Origin of the sequence: Acinetobacter sp. AS5 (genome assembly GCF_048957595.1) — a bacterium.
Classification (GTDB): Bacteria; Pseudomonadota; Gammaproteobacteria; order Pseudomonadales; family Moraxellaceae; genus Acinetobacter.
The window spans coordinates 1-26479 of record NZ_JARDAL010000023.1; the positions used below are offsets into that span (position 1 = coordinate 1).

24 protein-coding genes and 1 pseudogene are annotated in these 26479 nt (G+C 39.0%); 21 read left to right on the plus strand and 4 right to left on the minus strand.

What is annotated here, in order from left to right; all coding sequences use genetic code 11:
• Positions 1–62: 62 nt before the first annotated feature.
• Positions 63–638, minus strand: a complete 576-nt coding sequence (locus tag PV763_RS08885; RefSeq protein ID WP_420937695.1) for a hypothetical protein — start codon at positions 636–638, stop codon at positions 63–65.
• A gap of 1391 nt (positions 639–2029) precedes the next feature.
• On the opposite strand from PV763_RS08885, the pseudogene PV763_RS08890 reads away from it, so the two are divergent.
• From PV763_RS08890 to PV763_RS08930, 9 genes and pseudogenes are all read left to right on the plus strand, one after another.
• A pseudogene (locus PV763_RS08890) lies at positions 2030–2164 on the plus strand (transposase domain-containing protein); the annotation flags it as partial.
• A gap of 358 nt (positions 2165–2522) precedes the next feature.
• Positions 2523–3410: a YagK/YfjJ domain-containing protein gene (locus tag PV763_RS08895; protein ID WP_278357408.1), complete on the plus strand. Its 888-nt coding sequence runs from the start codon at positions 2523–2525 to the stop codon at positions 3408–3410.
• Positions 3411–3597: 187 nt separating this feature from the next.
• Positions 3598–3846 (plus strand): hypothetical protein, encoded by a 249-nt coding sequence (locus tag PV763_RS08900; protein WP_278357409.1) that lies wholly within the window; start codon positions 3598–3600, stop codon positions 3844–3846.
• 13 nt (positions 3847–3859) lie between these two features.
• Positions 3860–4894 carry a DUF932 domain-containing protein gene (locus tag PV763_RS08905; protein WP_278357410.1) on the plus strand — a complete coding sequence of 345 codons (1035 nt, stop codon included), beginning with the start codon at positions 3860–3862 and terminating at the stop codon, positions 4892–4894.
• Positions 4895–5044: 150 nt separating this feature from the next.
• Complete coding sequence (locus PV763_RS08910) at positions 5045–6109, plus strand: lambda-exonuclease family protein (RefSeq protein ID WP_278357411.1); 1065 nt, start codon at positions 5045–5047, stop codon at positions 6107–6109.
• A gap of 175 nt (positions 6110–6284) precedes the next feature.
• On the plus strand, positions 6285–7184 hold the full coding sequence (locus tag PV763_RS08915; protein WP_420937696.1) for a hydrolase or metal-binding protein: 900 nt from the start codon (positions 6285–6287) through the stop codon (positions 7182–7184).
• 95 nt (positions 7185–7279) lie between these two features.
• A complete protein-coding gene (locus PV763_RS08920; RefSeq protein ID WP_005096077.1) occupies positions 7280–7510 on the plus strand; it encodes a helix-turn-helix transcriptional regulator in 231 nt (76 codons plus the stop codon).
• Positions 7511–7582: 72 nt separating this feature from the next.
• On the plus strand, positions 7583–8167 hold the full coding sequence (locus PV763_RS08925; protein WP_278357413.1) for a class I SAM-dependent methyltransferase: 585 nt from the start codon (positions 7583–7585) through the stop codon (positions 8165–8167).
• Complete coding sequence (locus tag PV763_RS08930; protein WP_278357414.1) at positions 8160–9167, plus strand: HNH endonuclease signature motif containing protein; 1008 nt, start codon at positions 8160–8162, stop codon at positions 9165–9167. The genes PV763_RS08925 and PV763_RS08930 overlap by 8 nt, the downstream gene beginning before the upstream one ends.
• A 14-nt stretch (positions 9168–9181) precedes the next feature.
• Here the strand turns inward: PV763_RS08930 and PV763_RS08935 are convergent, their stop codons facing one another.
• Together PV763_RS08935 and PV763_RS08940 are read right to left on the minus strand one after the other, a co-directional pair.
• Complete coding sequence (locus PV763_RS08935) at positions 9182–9796, minus strand: hypothetical protein (protein WP_278357415.1); 615 nt, start codon at positions 9794–9796, stop codon at positions 9182–9184.
• On the minus strand, positions 9777–10904 hold the full coding sequence (locus tag PV763_RS08940) for a hypothetical protein (RefSeq protein WP_278357416.1): 1128 nt from the start codon (positions 10902–10904) through the stop codon (positions 9777–9779). Before PV763_RS08940 ends, PV763_RS08935 begins: the two co-directional genes overlap by 20 nt.
• Before the next feature lie 206 nt (positions 10905–11110).
• On the opposite strand from PV763_RS08940, the gene PV763_RS08945 reads away from it, so the two are divergent.
• From PV763_RS08945 to PV763_RS08955, 3 genes are all read left to right on the plus strand, one after another.
• Complete coding sequence (locus tag PV763_RS08945) at positions 11111–13873, plus strand: type I restriction-modification system subunit M (protein WP_420937697.1); 2763 nt, start codon at positions 11111–11113, stop codon at positions 13871–13873.
• A gap of 1 nt (position 13874) precedes the next feature.
• Positions 13875–15083, plus strand: a complete 1209-nt coding sequence (locus PV763_RS08950) for a restriction endonuclease subunit S (protein WP_278357418.1) — start codon at positions 13875–13877, stop codon at positions 15081–15083.
• A gap of 79 nt (positions 15084–15162) precedes the next feature.
• Positions 15163–18300, plus strand: coding sequence for a type I restriction endonuclease subunit R, EcoR124 family (locus tag PV763_RS08955; RefSeq protein WP_278357419.1), 3138 nt, complete (start codon positions 15163–15165; stop codon positions 18298–18300).
• A gap of 30 nt (positions 18301–18330) precedes the next feature.
• Here the strand turns inward: PV763_RS08955 and PV763_RS08960 are convergent, their stop codons facing one another.
• Positions 18331–19164, minus strand: coding sequence for a TIGR02391 family protein (locus tag PV763_RS08960; RefSeq protein WP_104472743.1), 834 nt, complete (start codon positions 19162–19164; stop codon positions 18331–18333).
• A gap of 469 nt (positions 19165–19633) precedes the next feature.
• Here PV763_RS08960 and PV763_RS08965 point away from each other — a divergent pair, with 469 nt between their 5' ends.
• The 9 genes from PV763_RS08965 to PV763_RS09005 all read left to right on the plus strand — a co-directional run bounded on the left by PV763_RS08965 (position 19634) and on the right by PV763_RS09005 (position 26453).
• Entirely contained in the window at positions 19634–19882 is a 249-nt protein-coding gene (locus PV763_RS08965; RefSeq protein WP_100328894.1) for a phenol hydroxylase subunit, read from the plus strand.
• Positions 19883–19915: 33 nt separating this feature from the next.
• On the plus strand, positions 19916–20920 hold the full coding sequence (locus PV763_RS08970; protein ID WP_100328893.1) for an aromatic/alkene monooxygenase hydroxylase subunit beta: 1005 nt from the start codon (positions 19916–19918) through the stop codon (positions 20918–20920).
• A complete protein-coding gene (locus tag PV763_RS08975) occupies positions 20917–21186 on the plus strand; it encodes an MmoB/DmpM family protein (protein ID WP_005172223.1) in 270 nt (89 codons plus the stop codon). Before PV763_RS08970 ends, PV763_RS08975 begins: the two co-directional genes overlap by 4 nt.
• Before the next feature lie 69 nt (positions 21187–21255).
• Positions 21256–22791, plus strand: a complete 1536-nt coding sequence (locus tag PV763_RS08980) for an aromatic/alkene/methane monooxygenase hydroxylase/oxygenase subunit alpha (RefSeq protein WP_100328892.1) — start codon at positions 21256–21258, stop codon at positions 22789–22791.
• Between the two features lie 82 nt (positions 22792–22873).
• Complete coding sequence (locus PV763_RS08985) at positions 22874–23224, plus strand: phenol hydroxylase subunit P4 (protein WP_100328891.1); 351 nt, start codon at positions 22874–22876, stop codon at positions 23222–23224.
• A gap of 11 nt (positions 23225–23235) precedes the next feature.
• A complete protein-coding gene (locus PV763_RS08990) occupies positions 23236–24297 on the plus strand; it encodes an NADH:ubiquinone reductase (Na(+)-transporting) subunit F (RefSeq protein ID WP_100328890.1) in 1062 nt (353 codons plus the stop codon).
• Positions 24298–24340: 43 nt separating this feature from the next.
• On the plus strand, positions 24341–24649 hold the full coding sequence (locus tag PV763_RS08995; protein ID WP_100328889.1) for a 2Fe-2S iron-sulfur cluster-binding protein: 309 nt from the start codon (positions 24341–24343) through the stop codon (positions 24647–24649).
• A 14-nt stretch (positions 24650–24663) separates the two neighbouring features.
• Positions 24664–25584 carry a catechol 2,3-dioxygenase gene (locus tag PV763_RS09000; RefSeq protein WP_420937698.1) on the plus strand — a complete coding sequence of 307 codons (921 nt, stop codon included), beginning with the start codon at positions 24664–24666 and terminating at the stop codon, positions 25582–25584.
• 41 nt (positions 25585–25625) lie between these two features.
• Positions 25626–26453 (plus strand): alpha/beta fold hydrolase, encoded by an 828-nt coding sequence (locus tag PV763_RS09005; RefSeq protein ID WP_420937699.1) that lies wholly within the window; start codon positions 25626–25628, stop codon positions 26451–26453.
• The last annotated feature ends 26 nt before the right edge of the window (positions 26454–26479 follow it).

Genomic DNA, 26479 nt, shown 5'->3' on the forward strand with positions numbered 1-26479 from the left:
AATAGAAGAATTACTGCCACACCGCTGGAAATCCGACCAAAATTAAAAAATAGGCATGGGATTCAGCGGACGCTTACATCCCTTAAGCTAAAATTTCCCAAAAATAAACTTAGTAGCAAGTTTTTTGATTCGAGATATTTAATGATCCAACTTGTCTGGTGTGAATTTTTAAAATCTATCCATTTAAGATCATTTTCAGGGGTGGCGTGGTTTTGGTATTTCCACATGTGAAATGATAAAAAAGTTGCTTTCTCTCTAATTGATTTGTTAGTGGTATCTATCGTAAATTGTAAATACTCGTATAAATTCGTGCTTGGTAATCCTCTCATTTCCTTGGGTAAGTGCTTATACAATAAATAGATTATTTGTCTTAAATCATTAGAATGAAGACAGCTAAAGTATTCTTCATCAATCAGGTTTTCCATTAGTCTTGTATTTAATTCATTCAGATCAATTTGAGAATAATCAATTTGAGTCCTTAATTGAGATATTTTTACGCTTTTGTTTAAGTGATTGATATATATAAATTCACTATTGTTATAAATATTTAAATTATAGCATAAGAAGTTAAGTTGCCTATTTGAGTATTCATATAATGTTTTTTCAAGTATGTCTGAATAATTACGGTGTACTGTCATGATACAAAATCCTTGTTGGTAATGAGACTTTTATCCTTTTTTTTAAAAAAAATAAAGATATTTAAGGAATATTTAAATATTATTTTAGTGATATTTTAGTGATATTTTTTATTTAATTTTTTATTTGTGTTTTTCAAAATCAATCACTTGTGAATTTTTTATTTATTTTTTAAGGATTTTTACAAGTGTATCTTGTAGTTAGGGGTATGAACATACAGAGAACTAATCTTGGCAGACTATCTCATAATCCTTAGTTCGGTTCTAACTTAAAAATAAATGGTGGACTTGGTCCATGATCATAGATATATATTCTGCAATAACTCAGTTGCTAAAAATGTACAACATACAGTAAAGAACACAAACTCAGCATTGAAAATGCCTGCAAAGATCCTAATATCTCGGTCGCCCTGAGGCACGGTCTTCTTGCCAACCTCGTCAGTCTTTGGATCAGGAACTTTCATCAACATGATAGGTGTCGTACATGATCCTGCTCATGTTAAGCTCGCATTTATTGCTTTGCCTTATACGGCTGCAATCAGTTAACTTATTGATGTGATAATCACACTGCAAATAACTGTGCCTCATACCAATAACGCGATCCAGATAAAATGGCAGGCATCAGAAATACCCGCCTTGGCAGAATTACTCAAGGCGCTGCCAACATGATCCGTATCAATGAAATCTGGTTCTCTCTACCAAGAGTCCCTAGATATGTGTGCAGGGATGGATACTGCCACGGCTCAGGTGAAAGTCTTTAGCTATATCAAACCACATTGCGCCTACCTTGTTCTGTAATAAGCATGGTCATCGCGAAAGTGTTGGTGCATGATGGACAGGGGGCTGGCTGTGTGCCTGGCTGCTAGTTACTAGTTACTAGAATAAAGTAAATTTCACTGGGCTAAAGTTCACCAGATTGAAATAGTGGCGATTAGCTCGGAACAGTTACAACCCTTGATCCAGGGGTTGCTCTGGCAGAGAATCGTATTACAGCGGAGGGTGAATATGCTCTAAATCAGTCTATTCAGCCGTCCTCCAAACCTTCTATCTGCCAAACAATGCGGTCACTACTGGGTCTGCCTTAAATCGGTCATCAAAGAAATGGCACAGCCGCTATATTCTGAAGCTAAGTCATCGGGTATGGAAGCGTCCGCTAATATTTAGATCTACTACTTGTACTACGCAAAGGAGTACGTAATTTTTGAATATTAAGGAGGGTATAACCGGGTGCTGAAATGCGCCTTCGTAGAGGATTAGGCTGTGTGCTGGAAAGCTCATATGCATGGTTCCTAGGTTTGCGTAGGTAATTACGTCTGATGATCTAACGATCAGATACGTCCCTGTTGCTCTGCATTAACTGCAGCTCATGGGGCGTAGAACTAGTTGTTTGTTGCTCACTACAAAGTGGTCAGCTAGTGGCGAATATCATGACCTTGATTCAGTCAGTAAAACTGAATGGGCTAAGTCCCTATGTCTATTTAAGTGATGCGTTGAAAAGGTTGCGTACACATGATTGGCAACTATTTTGACACCACATGAGGTTTACCAAACGCTTGTCTTAAAAAGTTAACTTTAGCTTCAAAAAAATTATGAATGACAAGGATGAGCTGGGTTGCCTTTCTTTTGATCGTTGGCCACCCCGTGTTCTTAAGCTATTCTCTTAATGGGTTTTTATAATTATATATTTAATTTAATAAGAATTTAAAAATATCTAATCTATTCATTTTCTTACATAGAGCTTTACCATTGAACTGGTCTCACTGCTTATGGCTAGCAGTGATAGATAAGAAGCTCATAAAAAAATACATAGCATGCTTAGGTATGATTAATAACCTAAGCGTGATGAGCATGTTTGATACTTCATTATTTTACAATGAGTCCTATGTGATGACTCAAATTGATCTTTTTATAAGAAAAATCCCTTACCACGGGATTTTGTTGAAAGAGTTCAGGAAAACTCTATCTGAATTAATTGTACCCTTTAAATTTCATTATAAGTTAGGACTATCTTATTGCCTATCTATCAGACTATTTTCGGATATAGTTGTTTTAATTGATAGAAAGTTGGAACTAGATGGATTTGGTATAAATTATAATACAATTATGTACTTAGATGATAATTTAACTAAAGCTCTTATTGGGGGCATAAAGGACCAAACATCTGCTCTGAAGGCAGATACAGAAAAGTTAGAAAGACAGGAAATCTCAAACCGTGAGTCTTTAAAAGAATATATAAATCAACTTATACAGCATTATGCAAAATTACTTTTTGTGAGAGTTGATCTTTATTTTGATGAGGAGGGAGCAAGAGACGTATCAATGATTGAATTTGCTCAACATATGAAAACCTTGAGAAGTAGAATATCAAATCAGGATGGTTGTTTTTCTGGTCTACAGGGATATGCTTGGGCGGTAGAGCAGGGGGAGCGCCGAGGATATCATTGTCATTTATTACTGATCTACGATGGCCACAAGCGTCAAAGTGATTATTACTTGGCTTCACAGGTAGGTGACTGTTGGAAAAATCTTGTCAATGAGGGGGGTGATTGTTATACATCCAACCATTCTAAATCTAAGGCTAAATTTAAAGCTTCTGATTCTTTAGGGGTGGGTATGATTCATCGTAACAATCTTGAGGAAGTTAGTAAGGCAATCAGTGTAGCAATGTATCTCGTGAATCCTGAGAAGACCGATCAATTTTTAAAAGTCAAATTGCCGAAAATGAAAACATTTGGGAGAGGTCAATTTAATGTTGGCTGGAGAAGAGGAATCTAAAGCTAAATTATTTCAAATATATAACATCACTATGAACGTCATGGCTCTTTTACTTTGAGCTATTAGATCAATGAGTTTTAAGCCTGCCTTCAAAAGCAGGCTTTTTCGTTATTTGGAGCTATATATTATGAAACAATGCCCATCTTGTAATTCTAGTCAGATCGGCTTGATTGAGATTAAGTCACGAGTGCCAGCAGTATCCGATGTTCCAACTTTACTGACTTCTCCTGCCACAATGTCAGCATTAGGGGTAAACCTAATTCGTTCAACCAATTTACCCCCAGTTATTGGTGCAATTGCAGGGATCGTTATTAGCGGGGTGTTTATGGTGTTAATGAATGATGAGACTAATCAGCCTATGTACTACTGCCATGCATGTAAAAACCATTTTAATGTCAATTTACGTCAATCCCCTCAAGTCTATAACGGATATTAAAAGGAGACTATGTATGGCACATCAACTTGAACAAATGGCTTATGTCGGAGAAACCCCTTGGCATGGTCTAGGAAATCAACTGACTCAAAATCAGCCGATTGAAGTCTGGGCCCAGCAAGCAGGCATGGATTGGCGGATTGAATCCTCCGATGTTAGCTACATGGCAAAGAATGAACGCGGCCAAAGCATCATCATGCCCTATGAAGAACAGCGGGTGCTGTATCGTTCCGATACTCATGCGCCTCTGTCTGTGGTCAGTCAGCGCTATCAGGAAGTGCAACCGATGGAGATTCTGGAGTTCTACCGGGATCTGACTGAGCAATCCGGCTTTGAATTAGAAACTGCGGGTGTACTCAAAGGCGGGAAGAAGTTCTGGGCATTGGCACGTACCGGACAATCTACGGCATTGAAGGGCAAGGATGTCAGCAATGGTTATATTTTATTGGCAACTGCCTGTGATGGGACACTGGCGACAACAGCACAGTTCACCAATATCCGTGTGGTGTGTAATAACACCTTAGCCATTGCCCTGCGTGGACAGAGTAGCAATGCTGGTGTGGTGAAAGTGCCACACAGTACTAAGTTTGATGCGGACAAGGTCAAACAGCAATTGGGCATTTCAGTTCGTGCCTGGGATGAGCATATGTATGAGATGAAACAGCTGAGTCAACGTAAAGTCACTCAAGGAGAAGCAGCTGCCTATTTTGATGCAGTGTTTAACAATACCAGCATGAGTGTTGCCGATCAGGAGGAGAACATCATTCAATTCTATCGCAATATCGCTACTCCAACTCCAGCCAAAGAAAAGCCTGAACCGAACGGACGTGCCATGGCTAAAGTCATGGACATGTTTAATGGACAAGGTCGTGGTGCAGAACTCAGCTCAGCCAAAGATACTGCGTATGGTCTACTGTGCAGTATTACAGAGTTTGCCGATCATGAACGTCGTGCCATGAGTACCGATCATCGTCTCGATTCTGCTTGGTTTGGTGCAGGTGCTGCATTAAAGCAGCGTGGACTGGAACAAGCACTTCGCTTAGTGGTTTAAGTTTCATTTAAGCTAGTGCTATTACAATAATGGTCAAGGGTCATGTAGATGATCCTTCTCCAGTGAAAATCCCCTTTTGCCACATCTCCAGATGTGGCTTTTTTTATGCCGAAAATTTTTACAGACCTCACTCTTTATAAGGATCAGAGCATGAATCAGATTGCACCGATAAATATCCCTCAACGAACTCATTTCCCAATTCAGAATGAGAGCAATGAATCAAATACAGCCGCTAAAAGAACAACGACTGCCAAGCGTTTAGCCAATACTAAAAATATGGATTACCAGGAATGGCTGGAAGTACGTAAGCAAGGTATTGGCAGTAGTGATGCCGCAACCGCCTGCGGCCTCAACCCTTACATGTCGATGCTGGAACTTTGGATGATCAAGACTGGTCGAACTCAGCAGAATGTTGATGATGACAGCTCAGGCATTGCACCGTTGTATTGGGGCAAACAGTTAGAGCCGCTGGTGGCTGAGTACTATAGTCTGCACACCAATAATAAAGTCCGTCGGGTCAATGCCGTGCTTCAGCATCCCGACCCAGACAAAGCTTTTATGTTGGCAAATCTGGATTATGCGGTGGTGGGGAGTGATGACGTCCAGATCCTGGAGTGTAAAACTGCCGGAGAGCATGGTGCCAGGCTATGGCGAGATGGTGTGCCGTTGTACGTGCTGTGTCAGGTGCAACACCAACTTGCAGTGACAGGCAAGCAGGCAGCGCATGTCTGTGTTCTGATTTGTGGACATGAAACCAAGATCTTTAAAGTCAGCCGTTCTGAATCAGTCATTCAACACATCATTCAGGCAGAGCGTTATTTCTGGGAGTGTGTAGAAAACGATACACCGCCATCAGTCGATGCCAGTGAATCCGCAGCCAAAGCCATTCTGCAACTCTATCCAGCGCATGTACCCTTGACTGTTGAAGATCTCTCGCAAAATGAAAATGCCAATTTGATGTTCGATCAGCTCATCAAAATGAAAGAAGAAATTCAACACAAGCAGGAACGTTTTGACCAGCTCAAGCATCACATCCAAATGCTGATGAAAGATGCTGAACGAGCCACCTTTGCTCATGGCTCGGTGGTCTGGAAGAAAGCCAAGGACTCCATCAGTCTGAATACCAAAGCATTACTTCAGCATCAGCCTGAACTCATTGAGCTTTATCCACTTCAAAAGCAGGGTAGTCGTCGATTCAATATCTATACCGACTAAGTCTGTTTCAGCCCATTCAAATAGCGATACACAAAAACCGCTCCCCGCCCTCCATTCGCTAGGAATAGAGGGCAAACGGTCGCGGCTTTTGTAGCGAGCTATATACATATTTCTTGAATCAGGTGATCTGCATAAAGCTGGATGATCTGTACAAAATCAAATTGAGGAAAATAAAATGATTAAAGGTTTAGCGATTACACCACCGGCTCTGGGGCGTATCAGTATTGGTCGGGTAGTAGAAAAGAATGGAAAACGCCTACCTGAAAAAGATGATCAATTCACCATTACGTCCCAAATCCAAAGCAAAGAAGGATGGGTGAAACATCCACTGGATGAACAGCTTCGAGCCAATACACCTAATCAAAAACTCAGAACTATACCCGTCCGAATGATCTTCAATGATCCTGACTTAAACCTACGTGCAGAATACAGCCTATTTGACCGCCAGACTGGACGGCCAGTTTGTGTCGGCAACGGTGAAACCTGCCAGCGCTTAACCAATCAAGGCGTAGAGCAGCATCCTTGTCCATCGCCAGATTTATGTCCTCTGGCACAAGGCGGCAACTGCAAACCTTATGGACGTTTACATGTGAATTTGGATGATTCGGATGAATTTGGCACCTTCATCTTTAGAACCACCGGCTTTAACAGTATTCGGACTTTGGCAGCACGATTGAGTTATTACCATGCAGCTTCAGGAGGCTTATTATCTTGCTTGCCTTTGCAACTGACTTTAAGAGGCAAAAGCACCACACAAAGCTATCGTCAGCCGGTGTATTACGTGGATCTGACTTTACGGGAGGGCATTAGTCTGAATGATGCGATTACCCAAGCTAAGCAGATTGATGAACAGAGTAAGCAGGCCGGATTCTATCAAGAAGCTGTAGATCATATTGCCAGACGAGGTTTTGCGAATGCGCGATTTGAAACGGATATAGAGGAAGGATTGGATGTGCTGGAAGAATATTACCCTGAACAAGAACAAAACCGGGTGGTGGAGCAACAAGCTTCGCCTGAAGAGTTTGTACAGGATATTCAGCAGGGGTTACAGCAAAGTGTACGAGCTGTGAATTAAGCGAGAGGAGAGAAGATAGCTAACGTTAAATTTTACAGACCAGCTCTATTATTTGAGCGAATAGCCGCTCGCATCAATGATTAGGAGCTAGCCTCATGAATGCGTTTATCGGTCAAACATTTCAAATGAATCAACTCATCAGCATTAAGCAGGTCGTAGAATTTGTCGGTGTGGGGCGTTCTACCATCTACGAGATGATGGATGAGGACTCACCTTACTATGATCCAACCTTTCCAAAGAAAGTTAAAATTACTCAAAATCGTATCGGCTGGTCAGCTTATGAGATCCATCAATGGATTGAAAGTAAGTTGGCGAGTCGAGAATAAGGGATGCTCTTAGCTCCCTTATTTTTTTGTTTTCTTGTAGACTGAAAATGTCTTTTAGCCTAAGTGTCCGTAATGAAAACAATAGACTACTACAATAAACATGCAGAAGAATTTACAGCTTCAACGTTTGAAGTTGATATGGAAAGCCTATATCAGCCATTTCTAGTTGAGCTGCAGGAAGGTGCTCGGATTCTTGACGTTGGCTGTGGTCCAGGACGAGATACTCTGGCTTTTAAAAATAAAGGCTATCAGGTCGATGCAATAGACTATTCAGAAGAACTCGTTAAAAAAGCATCTCGACTTACAGGTATTCCTATTAAGTTGAAGAGCTTTTATGAGATTGATGACTATGAAGCTTATGATGGGATTTGGGCATGTGCATCGTTGTTGCATTGTGAGCGTAATCATTTAAAAGAAGGGATAGGAAAACTGGTGAGTGCGCTAAAGCCAAATGCTGTGCTTTATATGTCTTTCAAATATGGCAACGGCGATAGACAGAAGGAGGGACGGCAGTTTACTGATTTAGATGAGGTTCAGGCAGATGCTTTACTTGGACAGTTTGATAATGTTCAACAGATCCAGCAATGGATTACTATTGATCAAAGGCCAGATCGTCAGGAAAAATGGCTTAATCTGCTTTGGAAAAAATATGCCTGACTTTATTCCTACGGCACAAGAACAACTCAAGTTTCTTAAAAATATTCAGCTAATTTTACAATCAGGTAGTTTTAGCAGTACCTATAAGTTTGCCTTACTCATTAGCCTGAGCCGTTTGGCGATTGAGAAAGGCGAAGACACAGGCGAAAGCTTAGCCCTTGAATATACCGATATTGCTGAGAAGTTTATTGAGCTGTATTGGAAACAGGCTGTACCGTATGTATTTAACGATGATGGACAACTGATCTTAAATCAGAACAATGGTAAGCAAGCAGCCATTGTGAATCGAATTATTGAACTTCGGCAGAGTTACTCATCTATTGGGCTGTTAAGACGAGACTCTCTGATATGGTTAAAGTTAGTTAAAGATGTCACCCGAACTGTCAAAGAGATGCCTGTCCGTTACCTGCAAAATATCAATGGTCAGAATTTTGAGTTTTTATATCAGCTTAATCAGTGTGGAAAGAAACTTATTCTTTTGCCTCAAGTGATGTATTGCTTACGCCAATTCAGCGAGATTATTGAAGAGCTTTGTCAGAAACGTTGGATTGATTACATTCGTAAGAACAGCACTAATGCCCCAATTTTAAATAAGCTCCCAAATCTTGAGCAATTCATGTTTGAGCCGAGTCGAAATCAGTTAAATGCTGTAGCAAATGTTTTAGTTGAGCTACAAGATTGCAAATGCTTCTATTGCAATAAGCCGATGCGAAAAGGCAATTATGCAGCCGATCATTTTATCCCTTGGTCGATGTATCCCTCAGATACAGGTCACAATTTTGTATTGGCAGATTCCAGTTGTAACTCTAAGAAAAGTAATTTACTTGCATCAGATGAGTTTTTGCATAAGTGGCAGGAACGGAATGAAGAACAGGATTTGGTCATTGTTGATCGAATTTCTGTGCTTGGATTTTTAACGGATAAGGTAAGGTCGCATAAGGTAGCGGAGTGGGCGTACGTTCAGGCAAAAAATAATAACTATTCATTGTGGGTGGGATAGATTTAAATTGGACTTTAAGATTCCTTTTTATCTTTAAATCCATTTTGATAGTGAGATGGTTGATGAACTTTATCACCTATGTAATAAAGCGTGATAATTAAAACAAACAGCATTTGAAAGACAAATGTAAAATATACTAAAGCTGTACTTAGATATCCAAATTTATACCAAGATAGGCCAAATTTAAGTATATTGGAACTATATGCATAATTGATAAAAACAGTAGTTATCAGAAGTACTAAACTTAAAAATGTTAGATACGAGAAAGCATTAGATAAATATCTCCGTCTGGAAATTTCATGGCCATCTTTGTTGGTCGGAGGATTAACTTTTGCAGTAATGTCGAGTTCTTTATTGCCAAAAGAAACAACAGCTGTTAGTGCTGCGAATAAAAATCCAGGTAAAGCCAATATAAAATTACCGAGTACTTCAAATCCTTTTGATTCAAAAAAAATTTTGAAACTTGCAGACTCTAAATCCAAAGTCAGATATAGAAAAGAGGTCGCAAGGATTGCGAAAGTAAAAGGTAAAAACCAATCAAAAATTGGTTTTTTATTTTTACCATTTACATCATCAATAGCCCACTTAATAGATAAATATGCTAATGGCTTAAGTATTAGTTCCATCATTAGCTAATATCTCCGAGCGATTGTGATGAGATAGTATTGTAGTCATTCTGTCGAAAAGTTTGCGATCAGCTACAACATCTTGAGTCACAGATTGACGTTCAAAGTTTTCAATGAATTCAATTTTGACACCTAAGTCCGATTCTATAAAATCACCTTTGATATCAATACTCATTAAACGCGATTTTTCTTGACAGCGTACTCGATAGAATATGTTGTCACCCAAAGCTGCATCTTTTTTGATTTTAGCCAAAACCTTACCGAAGGTACTACTCAGCAAGCTTTTTTCAAGGGGTTGGCCATTTTGATCTAAAAAAGTTGCAGGATCAGGTAAATATTTACACTCTTTCTTTGCTATAACTAGCATAGGATCGTTTTCAATTTGTTTCTTTGTCTTTTCTTCAATTACACTGACATTGAGTAAATTGCCTTGAGCTGCCCTATCAAGGAGAGATAAACCACATACATTATCAACTTCTGCTTTAGTAGCAAATTCAACAATTCGAGGTGAACCATCTTCGTTGGTTCCGCCACCTTCATAAGGTGCTTTAAAAAAGTCAGGTTGAACTTGTAACTCTCGGAGTTCATGCAACATTTTTGTGAGTATATATGCGAAAGTGAAACCAGTGCCTCCAGCATATTGTTCAACAAGGATTGTTGCAGAGTTCTTATTTTTAGGATTAAGTTTTACCACGACATGGAAAAATTTTTGCAGTTCATCTCCATCCTCGAATGGAACTAATTTGGTTTCTGATTTAGGTCGGTTATAGATTCGCACATCTTCACTCTTGGTATCTGATCGTTCAATCAATAAATACAATGTGTCAGATTTTTTTGTTATTTCAGCTATCGAATAAACATAGCGTCCTCTTATTGAGGAGACTGTCAAATTTTTATTATTGTGTTTGGCAATAAAATCAAAAACCTGTTCAACACTAAAGAAATAGCTAAATTTACCACGAGGTTGGTTTGCTAATTTCTCATTTTTAAAGCTAAGTCTATAAAATGTACATGCTATGTCATGCACTACTTTGCGTGAACTTTTGGTCATAATGTAAGTATTTGGTTGAGTTTTTATATTGTTGAAAATAATATAAAAATAATCAATCAATAACAATCTTCATTTTAGATTTAAGCTTATTTTCGAAGTAAACATACAATTTAGAAAGACTATAGTCAGTATTCTTTGATCAAAATATGGGAAGTATTTTGTTGAGAACATTCTAAGAATTGTAGAGAATGCTTAACACTCATTTCTTTGCTAATGCAAAGATGGTCCGTGCCTTTAAATTAATTGATACCAATTGTAGACTACCTATGAATAAGCAACAACTCGCTTCCAAAATTTGGGATTCCGCAAATAAAATGCGCTCAAAGATTGAGGCAAATGAATATAAAGACTATATCCTAGGGTTCATGTTCTACAAATTCCTCTCTGATAAAGAATTAAGCTTTTTAGAGGCGAATGATTTTACACAAGAAGATATTGAAGCACTGACAGAAGAAGATGCTGAGACCGTAGAATTTATTAAAAATGGTATTGGCTATTTCATCGCGTATGATGACTTGTTCTCAACATGGCTCAATAAAGGCCTAGACTTTACTGTTGCTGACGTTCGTGATGCACTTTCAGCTTTCTCGCGCCATATTCATACTTCTCACAAGAAAGTTTTTGATGGCATTTTTAAAACGTTAGAGACAGGTCTTAGTAAGCTAGGTGATAACTCAAATAGCCAGACCAAAGCGATCAGTGATTTGTTGCAACTGATTAAAGTCATTCCAATGAATAGCAAGCAAGACTATGACGTGCTTGGCTTCATCTATGAATACTTAATTGGTTCATTTGCTGCGAATGCTGGTAAAAAAGCGGGTGAGTTCTATACACCGCATGAAGTTTCAGTGTTGATGTCTGAAATCATTGCACATCATTTAAAAGACCAGCCTGAAATTAAAATTTACGATCCAACAAGTGGCTCAGGGTCATTGCTGATTAATATTGGTAGCTCGGTGGCTAAGCATGTCAATGATGCCAATAAAATCAAATACTACGCACAAGAGTTAAAAGAGAATACTTATAACTTAACCCGTATGAACTTGGTGATGCGTGGTATTTTGCCTGCCAATATTGTGGCGAGAAATGCCGATACTTTAGAAGATGACTGGCCATTTTTTGAAGACAATGATCCAATCAATACTTACGAACCACTCTATGTAGATGCAGTGGTATCGAATCCACCATATTCGCAAGCATGGGATCCAGCAAATAAAGATGCAGACCCTCGATACAAAGAATTTGGTTTAGCCCCTAAAACTAAGGCGGATTATGCGTTCTTGTTGCATGATTTATATCATTTAAAACCAAACGGCATTATGGCAATTGTCTTGCCGCATGGCGTTTTGTTCCGTGGTGGTGAAGAAGAACGTATCCGTACCAATCTGATTAAGAAAAATCATATTGATGCGATTATTGGTTTACCTGCCAATATTTTCTTTGGTACAGGTATTCCAACGGTCATTATTATTTTAAAACAACAACGTCCAACCACAGACGTGTTGATCGTTGATGCGTCTAAAGGCTTTGTGAAGCTCGGTAAAAACAACCATCTACAAGCATCGAATATTAAGAAAATTGTCGATACGGTAATTGAGCGTAAAGACGTTGAACAGTTCTCACGTGTAGTGACGCAAAAAGAAATTCAGGATCAGGGCTACAACCTGAATATTCCTCGTTATGTAGACTCTTCAGCAACGGCTGAAACATGGGATATTTATGCCACTATGTTTGGCGGTATTCCGAAAAAAGAAATTGATGCACATGCAGCGTATTGGGCAGCATTCCCACAGTTACGACAAGACTTATTTACAGAAAGCGATACGCCTTATGTTAATTTAGCAACGGCTGAAATTAGCCAAGCGATTAACACCCATCAAGATGTTCAAAAGTTTGTTGGTCAATTTAATACTGCATTTGCTGATTTTAAGGATTACTTAAAGGGTGAGCTCATTGGCAAAATGCAAAGCTTGCACATTGCCCAGCAAGAAAATGTTTTAAGTAAGGACATCTTTAAGCGTTTAGCAGATATTCCACTGGTGGATAAGTATCAGGCGTACCAAGCTTTAGATGATCAATGGCAAGGTATTGCAGGGGATTTAGAGATTATTCAATCTGAAGGTTTGGATGCTGCTAAAATCGTTAATCCTAATATCGTGATTAAAAAGAAAGATGGTAAAGAGCATGAAGTACAAGAAGGTTGGGTAGGCTATGTATTGCCATTTGATCTTGTACAGCAACGTTTATTGTCTGAAGAATTGGAAGCATTAAAAGCTAAAGAGCGTGAACTTGCACAAGCGAGTGCTGAGATTGAATCTTTGATGGAGTCTTTATCTGAGGAAGATAAAGAGCAGTTGTTAAATGAAGCCAATGATACATTTGTTCCTGGTCAAGTCACAAAAGTCCTTAACCAAGCTTATGCAGATGTAGAAACGCCTGAAACTATTACATTACGTGATTATTTAGCATTTAATGGAACTAAGCCTGCTCCAAATAAAGCGGCTAAACTTAAGTATATTCAAGAGCATCCTGAAGTTAAATGGTCAAGTATAGAAGCAAGTAAAGATGGGACATATGCTAAGGCAAAAGTAAATGCCTATCTACGTAGTTTACAATCCTCAATTACTTTTGATGAAAATACCTTAGAAGCGACATTAGTAAGAGTTGATGAATTACTAACTTTAGAAAAAGAGTTAAAATCTCAGATCAATGAAGATGCTAAAACACTTCATCTTTTAACCAAAACCACGATTGAAGCTTTAGAAGAAGATCAAGTCAAAGCGTTGTTAGAAGCAAAGTGGATTGAACCAATTGTGTCTGCGATTTTGGCATTGCCGAATGAAGTGATTGAACATTTGACTGATACGGTACAGGCCTTAGCAGATAAGTATGCAGTGACCTATACGGAAACCACACAAAAGCTGACTGAAGCAGAGCATAGCCTTGCAGACTTGATTGATGACTTAACAGGTGATGAGTTTGATATGAAAGGCTTGGCATGGTTTCAAGCATTGTTAAAAGGGGTGTAATGTGGAAAAGCAAAAATGCCCTGAATTAAGATTTAATGGATTTTTTGAAGTATGGAACATCAAGAAGCTTAGTGATTTAGGATCCATTCAGACAGGCTCTACACCATCGACATCTGATGAATCCTATTACTCTAAAACTGGATTAATGTGGGTAACACCAACAGATATCAATGGACAGTTGATTTTAAATACTGACAAGAAACTTTCTATTCTTGGTCGAAAAAAAGCAAGAGTTGTACCTCCAAATACAATCCTAGTTACGTGTATTGCCAGTATTGGAAAAAATGCCTTGCTTCTTGAAGAGGGAAGTTTTAATCAGCAAATTAACTCATTAACTCCATTTGAACGAAACGATCCATATTTTTTATTAAGCCAATCATATTTTTGGTCTAATGTAATGCAACAATTTGCAGCTAAGGGCACAATGCAAATTGTTAATAAAACTCAGTTTTCAAATATTGAAACATTTGTTCCTTCTAGGTTAGAGCAGAGTTCTATTGGTAACTTCTTCCAAAATCTAGACCAATCCATTGCTTTACATGAGAAGAAACTTACTCAAACCCAAAACTTTAAAAAAGCGATGTTGGAAAAAATGTTTCCAAAACAGGGAACTCAACGTCCTGAAATTCGTTTAAAAGGGTTTAGTAGGAATTGGAAAATTGAAGCTATTGGAGATGTACTTAAAGAAGTCTTTCGTCCGATTAATTTAGATAATCAAACTAAATATCGTCTAGTTACGGTTAAAAGACGAAATGGTGGTATTGCAGAACGAGCAATTTTAAAGGGTAAAGATATTCTTGTTAAATCGCAGTTTGAAGTGAAAGCTGGTGATTATATTATTTCGAAACGTCAAGTAGTTCATGGTGCTACGGGGTTGGTTCCACCAGAGCTAGATGGTTCTGTTGTTTCTAATGAATATTTGATCGGACAAGGCACAGATCAATTAAATATTGAATTCTTTGCGCTTTTATCAACATTACCAGAAATGTATCAAAAATTCTTCTTAAGCTCTTACGGTGTTGATATTGAAAAACTATTTTTTGATGTGAATGATTGGAAGAAAAGAGAAGTTTTATTGCCATCACTAGAAGAACAAGTTCGGATTAGTTCTTTCTTTAAACAAGTTGATGAAACTCTTAAATTGCAAAAACAACAGCTCCAAACCTTAAAAAATCTTAAACAAGCATTGTTAGAAAAAATGTTTGTTTAGTAACTTAAATACGTATATCCCCCTTTATCTAAGGGGGATTTTTAAAATCAACATACTAACTTTATAAAACCAAACAAATATGACTTTTAAAAGCGAAACAGCATTTGAACAAGCCCTTATCAGCCTTCTTTTAAAAAAAGGTTGGCAAGATGTCATTAAAAACCCAACAGAACAGGATCTCATCGATAACTGGGCAGAGATTCTTTTCCAAAATAACCGAGAAATTGATCGACTGAATAATCAGCCACTCACCGATGGGGAGATGGCTCAGATTATTGAACAGATCAATACACTACGCACGCCTTTTGCACTCAATGGATTTATTAACGGTAAAACGGTATCCATTAAACGTGACAATACAAACGACGAAATACATTGTGGTAAAGAAGTCAGCTTAACCATTTACGACCGTCAAGAGATTGCCGCAGGTAAAAGCCGTTACCAAATTGCGCAACAACCGAAATTCCCAACCAAATCTAAAATCTTAAATGACCGTCGTGGCGACTTGATGCTGCTCATTAATGGTATGCCAGTGTTCCATATTGAGCTAAAACGTTCAGGCGTGCCTGTCAGTCAGGCTGCGCATCAAATCGAAAACTATGCACGTTCGGGTATCTTCACAGGTTTGTTTGCATTGGTACAAATCTTCGTGGCAATGAACCCAGATGAAACATGGTACTTTGCCAACCCAGGGCCTGATGCAAAATTTAATTCAGACTTCTATTTCAATTGGGGAGATTTTAATAACGAACCAGTGAACTATTGGAAAGATATTGCAGGGAATTTGCTTTCTATACCCATGGCACATCAACTGATTGGTTTCTATACCATTGCTGATAAAACCGATGGTGTTCTCAAAGTCATGCGCAGTTATCAGTGTTTTGCTGTACATGAAGTCACGGATCGGGTGGCAAGTATTGAATGGGATGGTCGAGATCGTTTAGGTGGTTACATTTGGCATACCACTGGATCTGGTAAAACCATGACCAGCTTTAAAGCAGCACATTTGATTGCCCTGAGTAAAGATGCAGATAAAGTGATCTTCTTGATGGATCGTATTGAGTTGGGTGTGCAGTCACTTGAGCAATATAACAACTTTGCTGAAATTGAAGACTTTGTTCAAGCCACTGAAAATACCCATGCCTTGGTCAGTAAACTCAAAAGTAAAAACCCAAATGAAGTCTTGATCGTAAGCTCAATTCAAAAAATGAGTAATATCAAAGATGAAGATGGTGGTTTAAATGCACATGACATTGAACTGATTAATAAAAAACGGATTGTCATCATTGTAGATGAAGCACATCGTTCTACATTTGGTGAAATGCTGATGACCATTAAAGATACCTTCCCACAGGCTGTATTCTTTGGTTTTACAGGTACGCCGATTCAAGAAGAAAACGAAAAAAATATGAATACCACGGCTACGGTATTCGGGAATGAATTGCACCGTTACAGCATTGCAGATGGTATTCGAGATAAAAACGTTTTAGGCTTTGACCCTTATTTAGTTTCAACCTATAAAGATTCTAAATTGCGTAAAGAAGTTGCACTGTATCAAGCAAAAGCCAATACAGAAAAAGAAGCTTTCGATGATCCTGACAAAAAAGCAGTCTATCAACACTTCATGAATAGCAAGCAAGTTGCAATGGCAGGACATACGGATAAGACGGGTAAATATATTAAAGGAATTGAGGATTACCTGCCAACGTCACAATATCATCGTACTGAACATCAAAACAAAGTGGTCGAAGATATTAAAGAAAATTGGGTGCAGTTCAGCCAAAATAATAAATTCCATGCCATGTTTGCGACCAGTAGTATCCCTGAAGCGATTGAGTATTATCGACTGATTAAAAAGGCGATGCCAGAGCTAAAAGTCACAGCCTTATTTGATCCGAATATTGATAATACAGGCAATGCAGCTTTTAAAGAGAAAGGTTTAGAAGATATTATTGCAGATTACAATACACTTTACGGTATGGACTTTAGCTTAGCCAATCACGCCAAGATGAAGCGGGACATTGCAGATCGCTTGTCACACAAAGAAGCTTATAAACGCATCGAAAATACGCCTGAAAAACAGCTTGATCTTTTAATTGTAGTAGATCAAATGCTGACAGGTTTTGACTCAAAATGGGTCAATACGCTGTATTTAGATAAGGTATTGGGATATGCAAATCTGATTCAAGCCTTCTCACGTACCAATCGCTTGTTTGGCAAAGATAAGCCATTTGGCATCATTCGTTATTATCGTCGTCCGCACACCATGAAGCGTAATATCGACGCTGCGGTAAAATTATATTCGGGTGATAAGCCATTGGCTTTATTTGTTGATAAATTGCCAAGCAATTTAAAAAACATTAATGACATCTTCGAAAAAATTGATAGCGTATTTAAAAGTGCCCATGTGTCTAATTTTGAGAAGTTACCAGAAGATGATCAGTCCTGTGCTTTATTTGCAAAACTGTTTAAACAACTCAACGAATATCTTGAAGCGGCTAAAATTCAGGGCTTTAAATGGGATAAATTGAGTTATGAATTTACTGATGAGCATAAAAAGAAATTTACGATTCAATTAAAGTTGGATGAGCAAACTTTCTTAGTTCTGGCACTGCGTTATAAAGAACTGTTCTCGAATGGCGGTGGTGGCGGTTCAGGTGGTGGGAGCATACCTTTTGAAGTAGAAGGCTATTTAACAGAAATCGATACGGATAAAATCGATTCCGACTACATGAACAGTCGTTTTGATAAATATCTGAAAGCACTGCGTAATGGTGATTTAGAACTTTCTATTGAAGATGCGTTAAATGAATTGCATAAGAGTTTTGCAATGCTCAGTGCCGAAGAACAGAAGTTTGCTAACATCTTCTTGCATGATGTACAGAGTGGAGATGTGACTCTTGTTGCTGGTAAATCGTTCAGGGATTACATTACTGAGTATCAATTCCAAGCACAAGAAGATGGAATTCATGATCTTGCAGAAGCACTAGGACTCGATGAAACGAAGTTAAGACAACTCATGAATACGCAGGTGACTGTAAATAATATTAATGAGTTTGGACGTTTTGATGAACTTTTAGCCACGGTAGATAAAGTCAAAGCAAAACAGTATTTAGAAGCTAAGGATGGAGCAACCATTCCTCCTTTCAAAGTGAATATTCGAGTGGATGCAATGTTGCGAAAATTCATCTTAAGTAACGGTAAAGATTTAGCATAGTGATATAAGACAAGGCCATATGGCCTTGTCTTATTTTGATTCTATTGTTATTGCTTCAGCTTCTAGTAGGTATAACTCATTGATCAATAAAAACTCCCGGTACTGATGAATTAAGTTTTCATCTTTCTCTCGATGTGCACGAGCGTTCCGAAAAGCCATATATGCACCTGTAAATAAATTTACTCGACCTTTGATCTCAGCACTGTCTGGTACATCCCAAGTAAGCAGAGCATTTTCACCTTGAAAGGCTTGTGCAAAAAGCTTGGTACTATGCTCATGAATACCTGTACGTGTGCGAATAATATCTTCAAGACGCTTATATGCTTTTGTTAAAGCAGAGTCGGGATCTTGTTTAAAGAGTAGAGCAAGGTCAAAAATTCTGTCATCAATAATGGAGTAGGGTAGTTCTAAAGGGTAGTAACACTTTGACTTGGTAGTTTGAGTTACTTCATTTTCGAAAGGATAAATATAATCATGCAGACGAATAGGACGAATGATTTTTTGCTGATAAATAAAATCGATATCCTGATCATTTAATGATGAGTTATTCAATCTATTGAGAAGCTTCGTAGGTATTAGAATTTCTTCAGTTTCAATTCTATGTTTGCTTAAAAGAGCTAATGCTTTTGCTAGACCCTTTGGTCCTTCACCTGAATAACCAGATGTAAAGCCAGAGCGAATGACATAATAGGTTCCAGAATCATCTTTAAGTAGAAAGGCATGCACTTGGTCATTTGTAAGAAGTAAAGCAGTTGTAAGATCAGAATGGGTTTGAAGGGTTTTGCAAAGACTTTGAAGGCATGACAGGGTTATGCCTGCATCTCCTAAATATTCAACATAGTAATAATTTTGAGTTTGGAACATGATTGATGATTTTGTTCTTATGGCGGATAGCATAGATGATGGGGTAATTATGGGTAAAAATCTACACCTTATAATTCTTTAACAAACAGATTTAATTGGGGATTTTTGGTCAGTTAAACTGTCACCATCTCAATTTTTTTGTTAGAAATTTATTGAGTTGTATCAGGCTGAAGATAATTAAAAATCAATAAAATATTCAGCTGTTTGGATTAGAAGCGCTCCTAATGTGATTTGAAAAAACAAGAAGAAGCTTTAGCTTCTTTTTTTTATGCTCTAGTAAGTGACTCTATAGCTGAGAAATTTCAAAAACTTTATAAAATTCTCAAGTCGTACATTTTGACTTAAGAATTTTATAAAGGGAAAAATAAAAAAATAAAAGAGAAAAATATTAAGTGTTTGAAAAATAACAATATAAAAAGTTGGCACGGTCGTTGCAATCATACAACTATAAGTACAGAAGGATTGCACTATGCATCAAATTGATCCTCAGCCGTCAACTTGCTTTATTCATGTTACAGGGACTCAACGTGGTAAATACATCGAATTTGAATTTTCGATGGGTGATCCGGATCTCGCTGTAGAAATGATTATGCCAGTGAAGGCTTTTGAAGAATTTTGTAGTCATCATCAAGTCCATCATTTAAGTACTGATGATTTTGCAAAGATTGAATTAGATCGGATGAAGTGGCGCTTTGGACAGCCCGGAATTACAGAATAAACCAAGATATTGAATAGATCAGGGAGATCTGAAATGCAAATTGATATTAAAACATCAGGTGTAAAGCCTATTCGCAATACCTATGCCTATGTCGAAAAACGCTTTGGCGATAAACCTGCTTCACGTTATCAGGAAGCCAGCTACGATATTCAAGAAGAAGTTAATTTTCATTATCGTCCGCTTTGGCAGCCTGAACATGAAATTTTTGACACAGATCGCACCGTGATCAAAATGCAAGATTGGTATGCTTTAAAAGATCCGCGCCAATTTTATTATGGCACGTATACACAAACACGTGCCCGTCAGCAGGATGTATTGGAAAGCAATTTTAATTTTGTTGAAAAAAATAATGTCCTGAACACGATTTCACTCGAATTGCTTAAAAAAGCCGAAAAACTATTGATCCCGCTACGTCATTACGAGTGGGGCGCAAATATGAACAATAGCTTCATTACCGGTTATGCCTATGGTGCGACTTTAACCAATGCCACCATGTTTGCCACCATGGATCGTTTAGGCTCGGCACAATACCTCACAAAGATTGGATTGCTTTTAGATGGCAATCAAGGGGCATCATTAGAGCGTGCTAAAACTGCATGGATGGATGAGCCAGCATGGCAACCCCTACGTGAAAACATCGAAAATATGCTGGTGCTGAAAGATTGGTATGAACTCTTTGTTGCTCAAAATTTAGTATTTGATGGATATATTTATCCTCTCGTGAAACATATTGTAGATCGTGATTTAGTCGCACAGGGTGCATCGGCGATTAGCTTACTCACCGGATTTATGAGTGACTGGTTTGAAGAAACCCAGCCTTGGGTCAATTCAGTCATTAAAACCACCGCGCTTGAATCTGATGAAAATCGTCAGCAAATCATGCAATGGATTGAAAAATGGCAACCACAAGTGCGTAGCGTGGTTCTTTCACTTTTAAAATCTCTTGATGGTGATGAAAGTGATTTGGAATTGATTGAAGGGATTTTTGTGAAACGAATGGTCAAAATTGGTTTGATAGCAAAGGAGAGCATCGTATGAAAAATGTATTTATGGCCTTCCAAACCAACGATGACACGCGCCCAATTATTGAAGCCATTGAACAAGATAATCCTGAAGCGAAAATTGAATATTATCCAGCGATGGTGAAAATTGATGCACCAGGACAACTGATTATTCGCAAAGATTCAGTTGAAGAGATTTTAGGTCGCAGCTGGGATTTGCAAGAAATTCACATCAACCTAATCAGTATTTCAGGAAATATTGATGAAACTGATGAAAGCTTCACGGTGGGATGGTTCCGTTAAGTATTCAACATCATAAATTAAAAATCTGAACTGATGGAAAGTTCAACATAAAGATTACGGAGAATAGACATGAACATACATGCAAAAGCGGCGGCTGCAGCGCCACGTAAATTAAGTTTAAAAGATAAATATGGATTGATGACACGTGGTCTTGGTTGGGAAACTAGCTATGTACCGATGGATGAAGTGTTTCCGTACGACAAATTCGAAGGCATTAAAATTCATGACTGGGACAAGTGGGAAGACCCGTTTCGTCTGACCATGGATGCTTACTGGAAATATCAATCAGAAAAAGAGCGCAAGCTATACGCGATTATTGATGCATTTTCACAAAATAATGGTCATTTAAATGTCACCGATGCACGTTATATCAATGCCATTAAATTATTTTTAACCGGGGTTACCCCCATTGAATACAACGCACATCGTGGTTTTGCGATGGCTGGGCGTCAATTGCGTGGAGTCGGTTCACGTGTTGCCTGTCAAATGCAGGCGATTGATGAACTTCGTCATTGCCAAACACAAGTGCATACATTGAGTCATTATAATAAGTATTTCAATGGTTTACACTCTTGGCCACAAAACTTTGATCGTCTTTGGTATTTATCAGTTCCAAAATCATTCGTCAATGATGCGATGACGGCAGGTCCATTTGAGTATTTGGTATCTATTTCATTCTCATTTGAATATGTATTAACTAACTTATTGTTCATGCCATTTATGTCAGGTGCAGCGTATAACGGTGATATGGCGACAGTGACCTTTGGTTTCTCGGCACAATCCGACGAAGCACGTCATATGACTTTAGGTCTTGAAGCCATTAAGTTTATTTTAGAGCAAGATCCAGACAACGTACCGATTGTACAAAAATGGATTGATAAATGGTTCTGGCGCGGTTATCGCTTGCTAACGCTTGTGGGCATGATGATGGATTATATGCTGCCGAAAAAAATCATGTCTTGGCGTGAAGGCTGGGAAATTTACTTCGAACAAAGCGGTGGTGCATTATTTGCTGATCTTGAGCGCTACGGTATTCGTATGCCGAAGTACTGGGAAGATTCAGTCAAAGAAAAAGACCACATTACCCATCAGGCTTGGTCTATGTTCTATCAATACTGTTGGGGGACGGGCTTACATGCTTGGGTGCCGACTGCAGAAGAGCAGGAATGGTTATCGAAAGAATATCCGAATAGTTTCGATGAACACTATAAGCCACGTTTTGAACATTGGAAAAAACAAGAAGATGAAGGGAAGCGTTGGTATAACACCAGTTTGCCATGTCTTTGCCAGACCTGTCAGATTCCAATGATCTTTACTGAGATCGGTGATCCGACCACGATTCGTCAACGTGAAAGTGTTTATAAAGATGAAAAGTATCAATTCTGCTCAGACGGTTGTAAGGACATTTTTGATGATGAACCTGAAAAGTATGTACAGGCATGGTTACCGGTACAGCAAATCTTAAAAGGTAAAGCTGGCGGTCCAACACCTGAAGATATTGTGCGTTGGTCATACTTAGAACCGGGTGTCGATACGGGGGCTTTTGAGACCTCACCCGATGCAATGAACTGGGCTAAATGGAAAAATCCAAACGGTCAGGTTTAAACCGACGTTCTTTATTTTGATTTAAAACTAAAACAATGTTGCGGCAGTGCTTTCAGGACGAAACACTGCCTAGGAGATTCTTATGTCTGTTATCGCCCTAAAACCGAATTATCAAGGAAAAGTTCGAGATGCTAAAGACCAATTTGATGGTCAGCATGTCTTATTTGTAGAGTGGCATGGTCATCTCACCATCAGTGCACCGATTGCCGTATTGGTTGATCCTGAGCAGAAATTCCAAGACTTTATTGAAACCCAATTAGCACAAAGTGTATTTGCCAGTCATAGCGATTGGGCTGAAATTGACTGGGGAAAAGTGGAATGGACGTATGCACGTCAGCCATTAAGCTTTGATGAAAGCTCAAGCTTCAATAGCTTAGACATCGGTCATAAATCTTATCTTCGTTTTCATACCCCGGATCTAAATGGACTTTAAGGAGCACGCTAATGACTTATGAAGTAACCATTGAGCCCTTAGGACAAACCATTGACGTGGAAGATGGGCAAAGTATTCTGGATGCCGCATTACGTGCGGGTATTTGGTTACCACATGCATGCGGTCATGGTTTATGTGGCACTTGTAAAATTCAGGTGACAGATGGAGAAGCAGATTTAGGTGATGCCTCACCATTTGCACTCATGGATATGGAGCGTGTAGAAGGTAAGGTTTTGGCATGTTGTGCCGTGCCACAGTCCGATTTGACGATTGAAGTAGAAATTGATGAAGATCCGGATGCCAAGATTATTCCATTAAAAGATTTTGTTGCGACGGTAGATTCGATTGTAGATTTGACACCCACCATTAAAGGTATTTTTCTCAAAGTTGAAGGCGATATTGAATTTCAGGCGGGACAATATATCAACTTGTATATTCCAGGTTTGGACGAGCCACGTGCTTTTTCAATTGCAAGTGCACCTTCTCAAAGTCATTTAATTGAACTGAACATTCGAAAAGTTCCGGGTGGGGTTGCAACAGCTTGGCTACATGATGATTTAGCAGTCGGACAAAGCTTAAAATTTAGCGGTCCATTAGGGCGTTTTTATACACGACATTCAGACCCTAACCCTGTGATTTTTATTGCAGGAGGGTCTGGATTATCGAGCCCAAAATCAATGATTCTAGAATTGCTTGAAAATGGCGATACCCGTCAAATTACACTCTTTCAGGGAGCCCGTAATTCAAGTGAGTTGTATTACCAGTCTTTCTTTGAAGATTTAGCAGAGCAATATCCGCAATTCCGTTATTTCCCGGTGTTGTCAGATGAGGCAGAGAACAGTTCATGGTGTGGTGAGCGCGGCTTTGTACATGAAGCAGCGATTCGTATTTATGAGAATAATTTTAGAGATCATAAAGCGTATCTGTGTGGACCACCGCCAATGATTGAAGCCGCGATTCGAGGACTGATGCGTGGACGTCTGTATGAACGTGATATCCATATGGAAAAATTCCTCAGTGCAGCGGATGCAGCCAATCAAGCGACACGGAGTCCGTTGTTTAAAAATATCTAAGTTTAAGAATAACTAAGAAAATCGGTTTGAGGAGGGTGGAAGGATGTACCTGATTCGATTGTCAAATATTGAAGAAACTTTTCATTGTTCTGTAGGAAAAACCTTATTGCAAGGCATGCAGTCGCTGGCAAAGAAAGGAATTCCAATCGGATGCCGTGGTGGAGGCTGTGGCATCTGCAGAATTCGTGTCACACAAGGCAATTATCGTTGCCAAAAAATGAGCCAAACTCATGTAGATGAGCAAGAACTGAGTGAAGGGGTTGCATTGGCATGCCGCTTATACCCTGAAAGTGATTTAGATATCGAAGTTTTAGGATTAAAAAACTGCAAAAAGAAATTGCAGATTACTTAAAGGATGGAGTCGAAATGAATAATAAACCAGTATCACGTCCAGGGCATGTCGCGTTGCGCGTTTTAGATTTAGAAGAATCTGTTCACCATTATGTCAATGTGATTGGCTTGATTGAAACCGGACGAGATGAACAGGGAAGAGTCTATTTAAAAGCCTGGGATGAGCATGACCATCATTGTCTGATTCTGCGTGAAGCGGACTCTCCTGGTATGGACTGTATGGCATTTAAGGTTGTCAGCGAGTCTGAGTTAAAGCGTCTGGAAAAAGCCCTGCAGGAATATGGAGTCGCAGTAGAAACCATTCCTGCTGGAGAGAACCTAGCTACCGGTGAACGGATCCGCTTTACTGCACCAACAGGTCATGTATTTGAGCTCTATGCCCATAAAGACCTATATGGCAATGGCATGCCGACGACTAATCCTGGAGTTAAGGCACAAAATCTAAAAGGAATTCACCCAAGTCGTTTCGATCATTGTGCATTAATGGGCGAAGGTGTGGAACAGAGTTACCGTTTATTTAAAGATGTGCTTGGTTTTGATCTGGCAGAACAAGTGCTGGATGGTGAAACCATGATGGCTGCTTTCCTGACATGTAGTAATAAACCGCATGACGTAGCGTTTATCTTCGCACCAGACAAAGGCAAGCTGCATCATATGTCATTCTTTGTCGAATCTTGGGCACAAGTACTCACAGCTGCAGACACGATTGCTAATAATGAAGTTTCTCACGAAATAGGACCTACAAGACATGGGATTACACGTGGAGAGACTTTGTACTTCTTTGATCCATCAGGCAACCGTAATGAAGTATTCAGTGGCGGTTATATCTGGTATTCGGACCGTCCAACTTTAACTTGGACTGCAGATGAACTACCTCGTGCGATTTTCTTTACTGAGCGAAAACTCAGTGAGACTTTCTTTAACGTGATGACCTAATTGTCAAAAAACCAATAATACAAAATTTGTGAGAATGAAAAATGAATATTAGTGTAAATCCAGAAATTGTTAATTCAATTAAAACCGGCAATTTTCTAACTAATTATCATGATGTAGGAGAAGGCTTTCCTGTAGTCATGGTGCATGGTTCAGGTCCGGGTGTCACAGCATGGGCAAATTGGCGCTTGGTAATGCCAGAACTGGCAAAAGATCGTCGTGTAATTGCACCTGATATGTTGGGTTTTGGTTATACCGAGCGTCCGGAAGGTGTGACGTATAGCAAAGAACATTGGGTGCAACAGCTCAAAGATTTATTTGATGTACTGAATGTGGAGCAGGCCGATTTAGTTGGCAACTCTTTTGGTGGCAGTATTGCCTTAGCATTTGCAATTGCTTATCCAGAACGTGTGCGCCGCTTAGTGTTGATGGGTAGTGTTGGTGTGCCTTTTAATATTACACCGGGATTAGATAATGTCTGGGGTTATAAACCTTCATTCGAAACTATGCGTAAGCTGATGGATACCTTTGCATATAGCCGTGAATTGGTAACAGATGAACTCGCTGAACTGCGGTATCAAGCAAGTATCCGTCCAGGATTTCAGGAATCTTTTTCTGCCATGTTCCCAGCACCTCGTCAACGTTGGGTTGATGCTTTGGTGAGCCCAGAGGAACAGATTCGCCAATTGCCGCATGACACGCTCATCATTCATGGTCGTGAAGATAAAGTGATTCCCCTGGAAACCTCAACCAAATTATTTTCATTAATCAAGCATGCCCAATTACACGTATTTGGTGAATGTGGTCATTGGGCACAAATTGAACATAGTGCCCGTTTTGCAAAATTACTCAGAGATTTCTTCAACGAATAAGTCTGGACTCTACAAGCCTGTAGCAA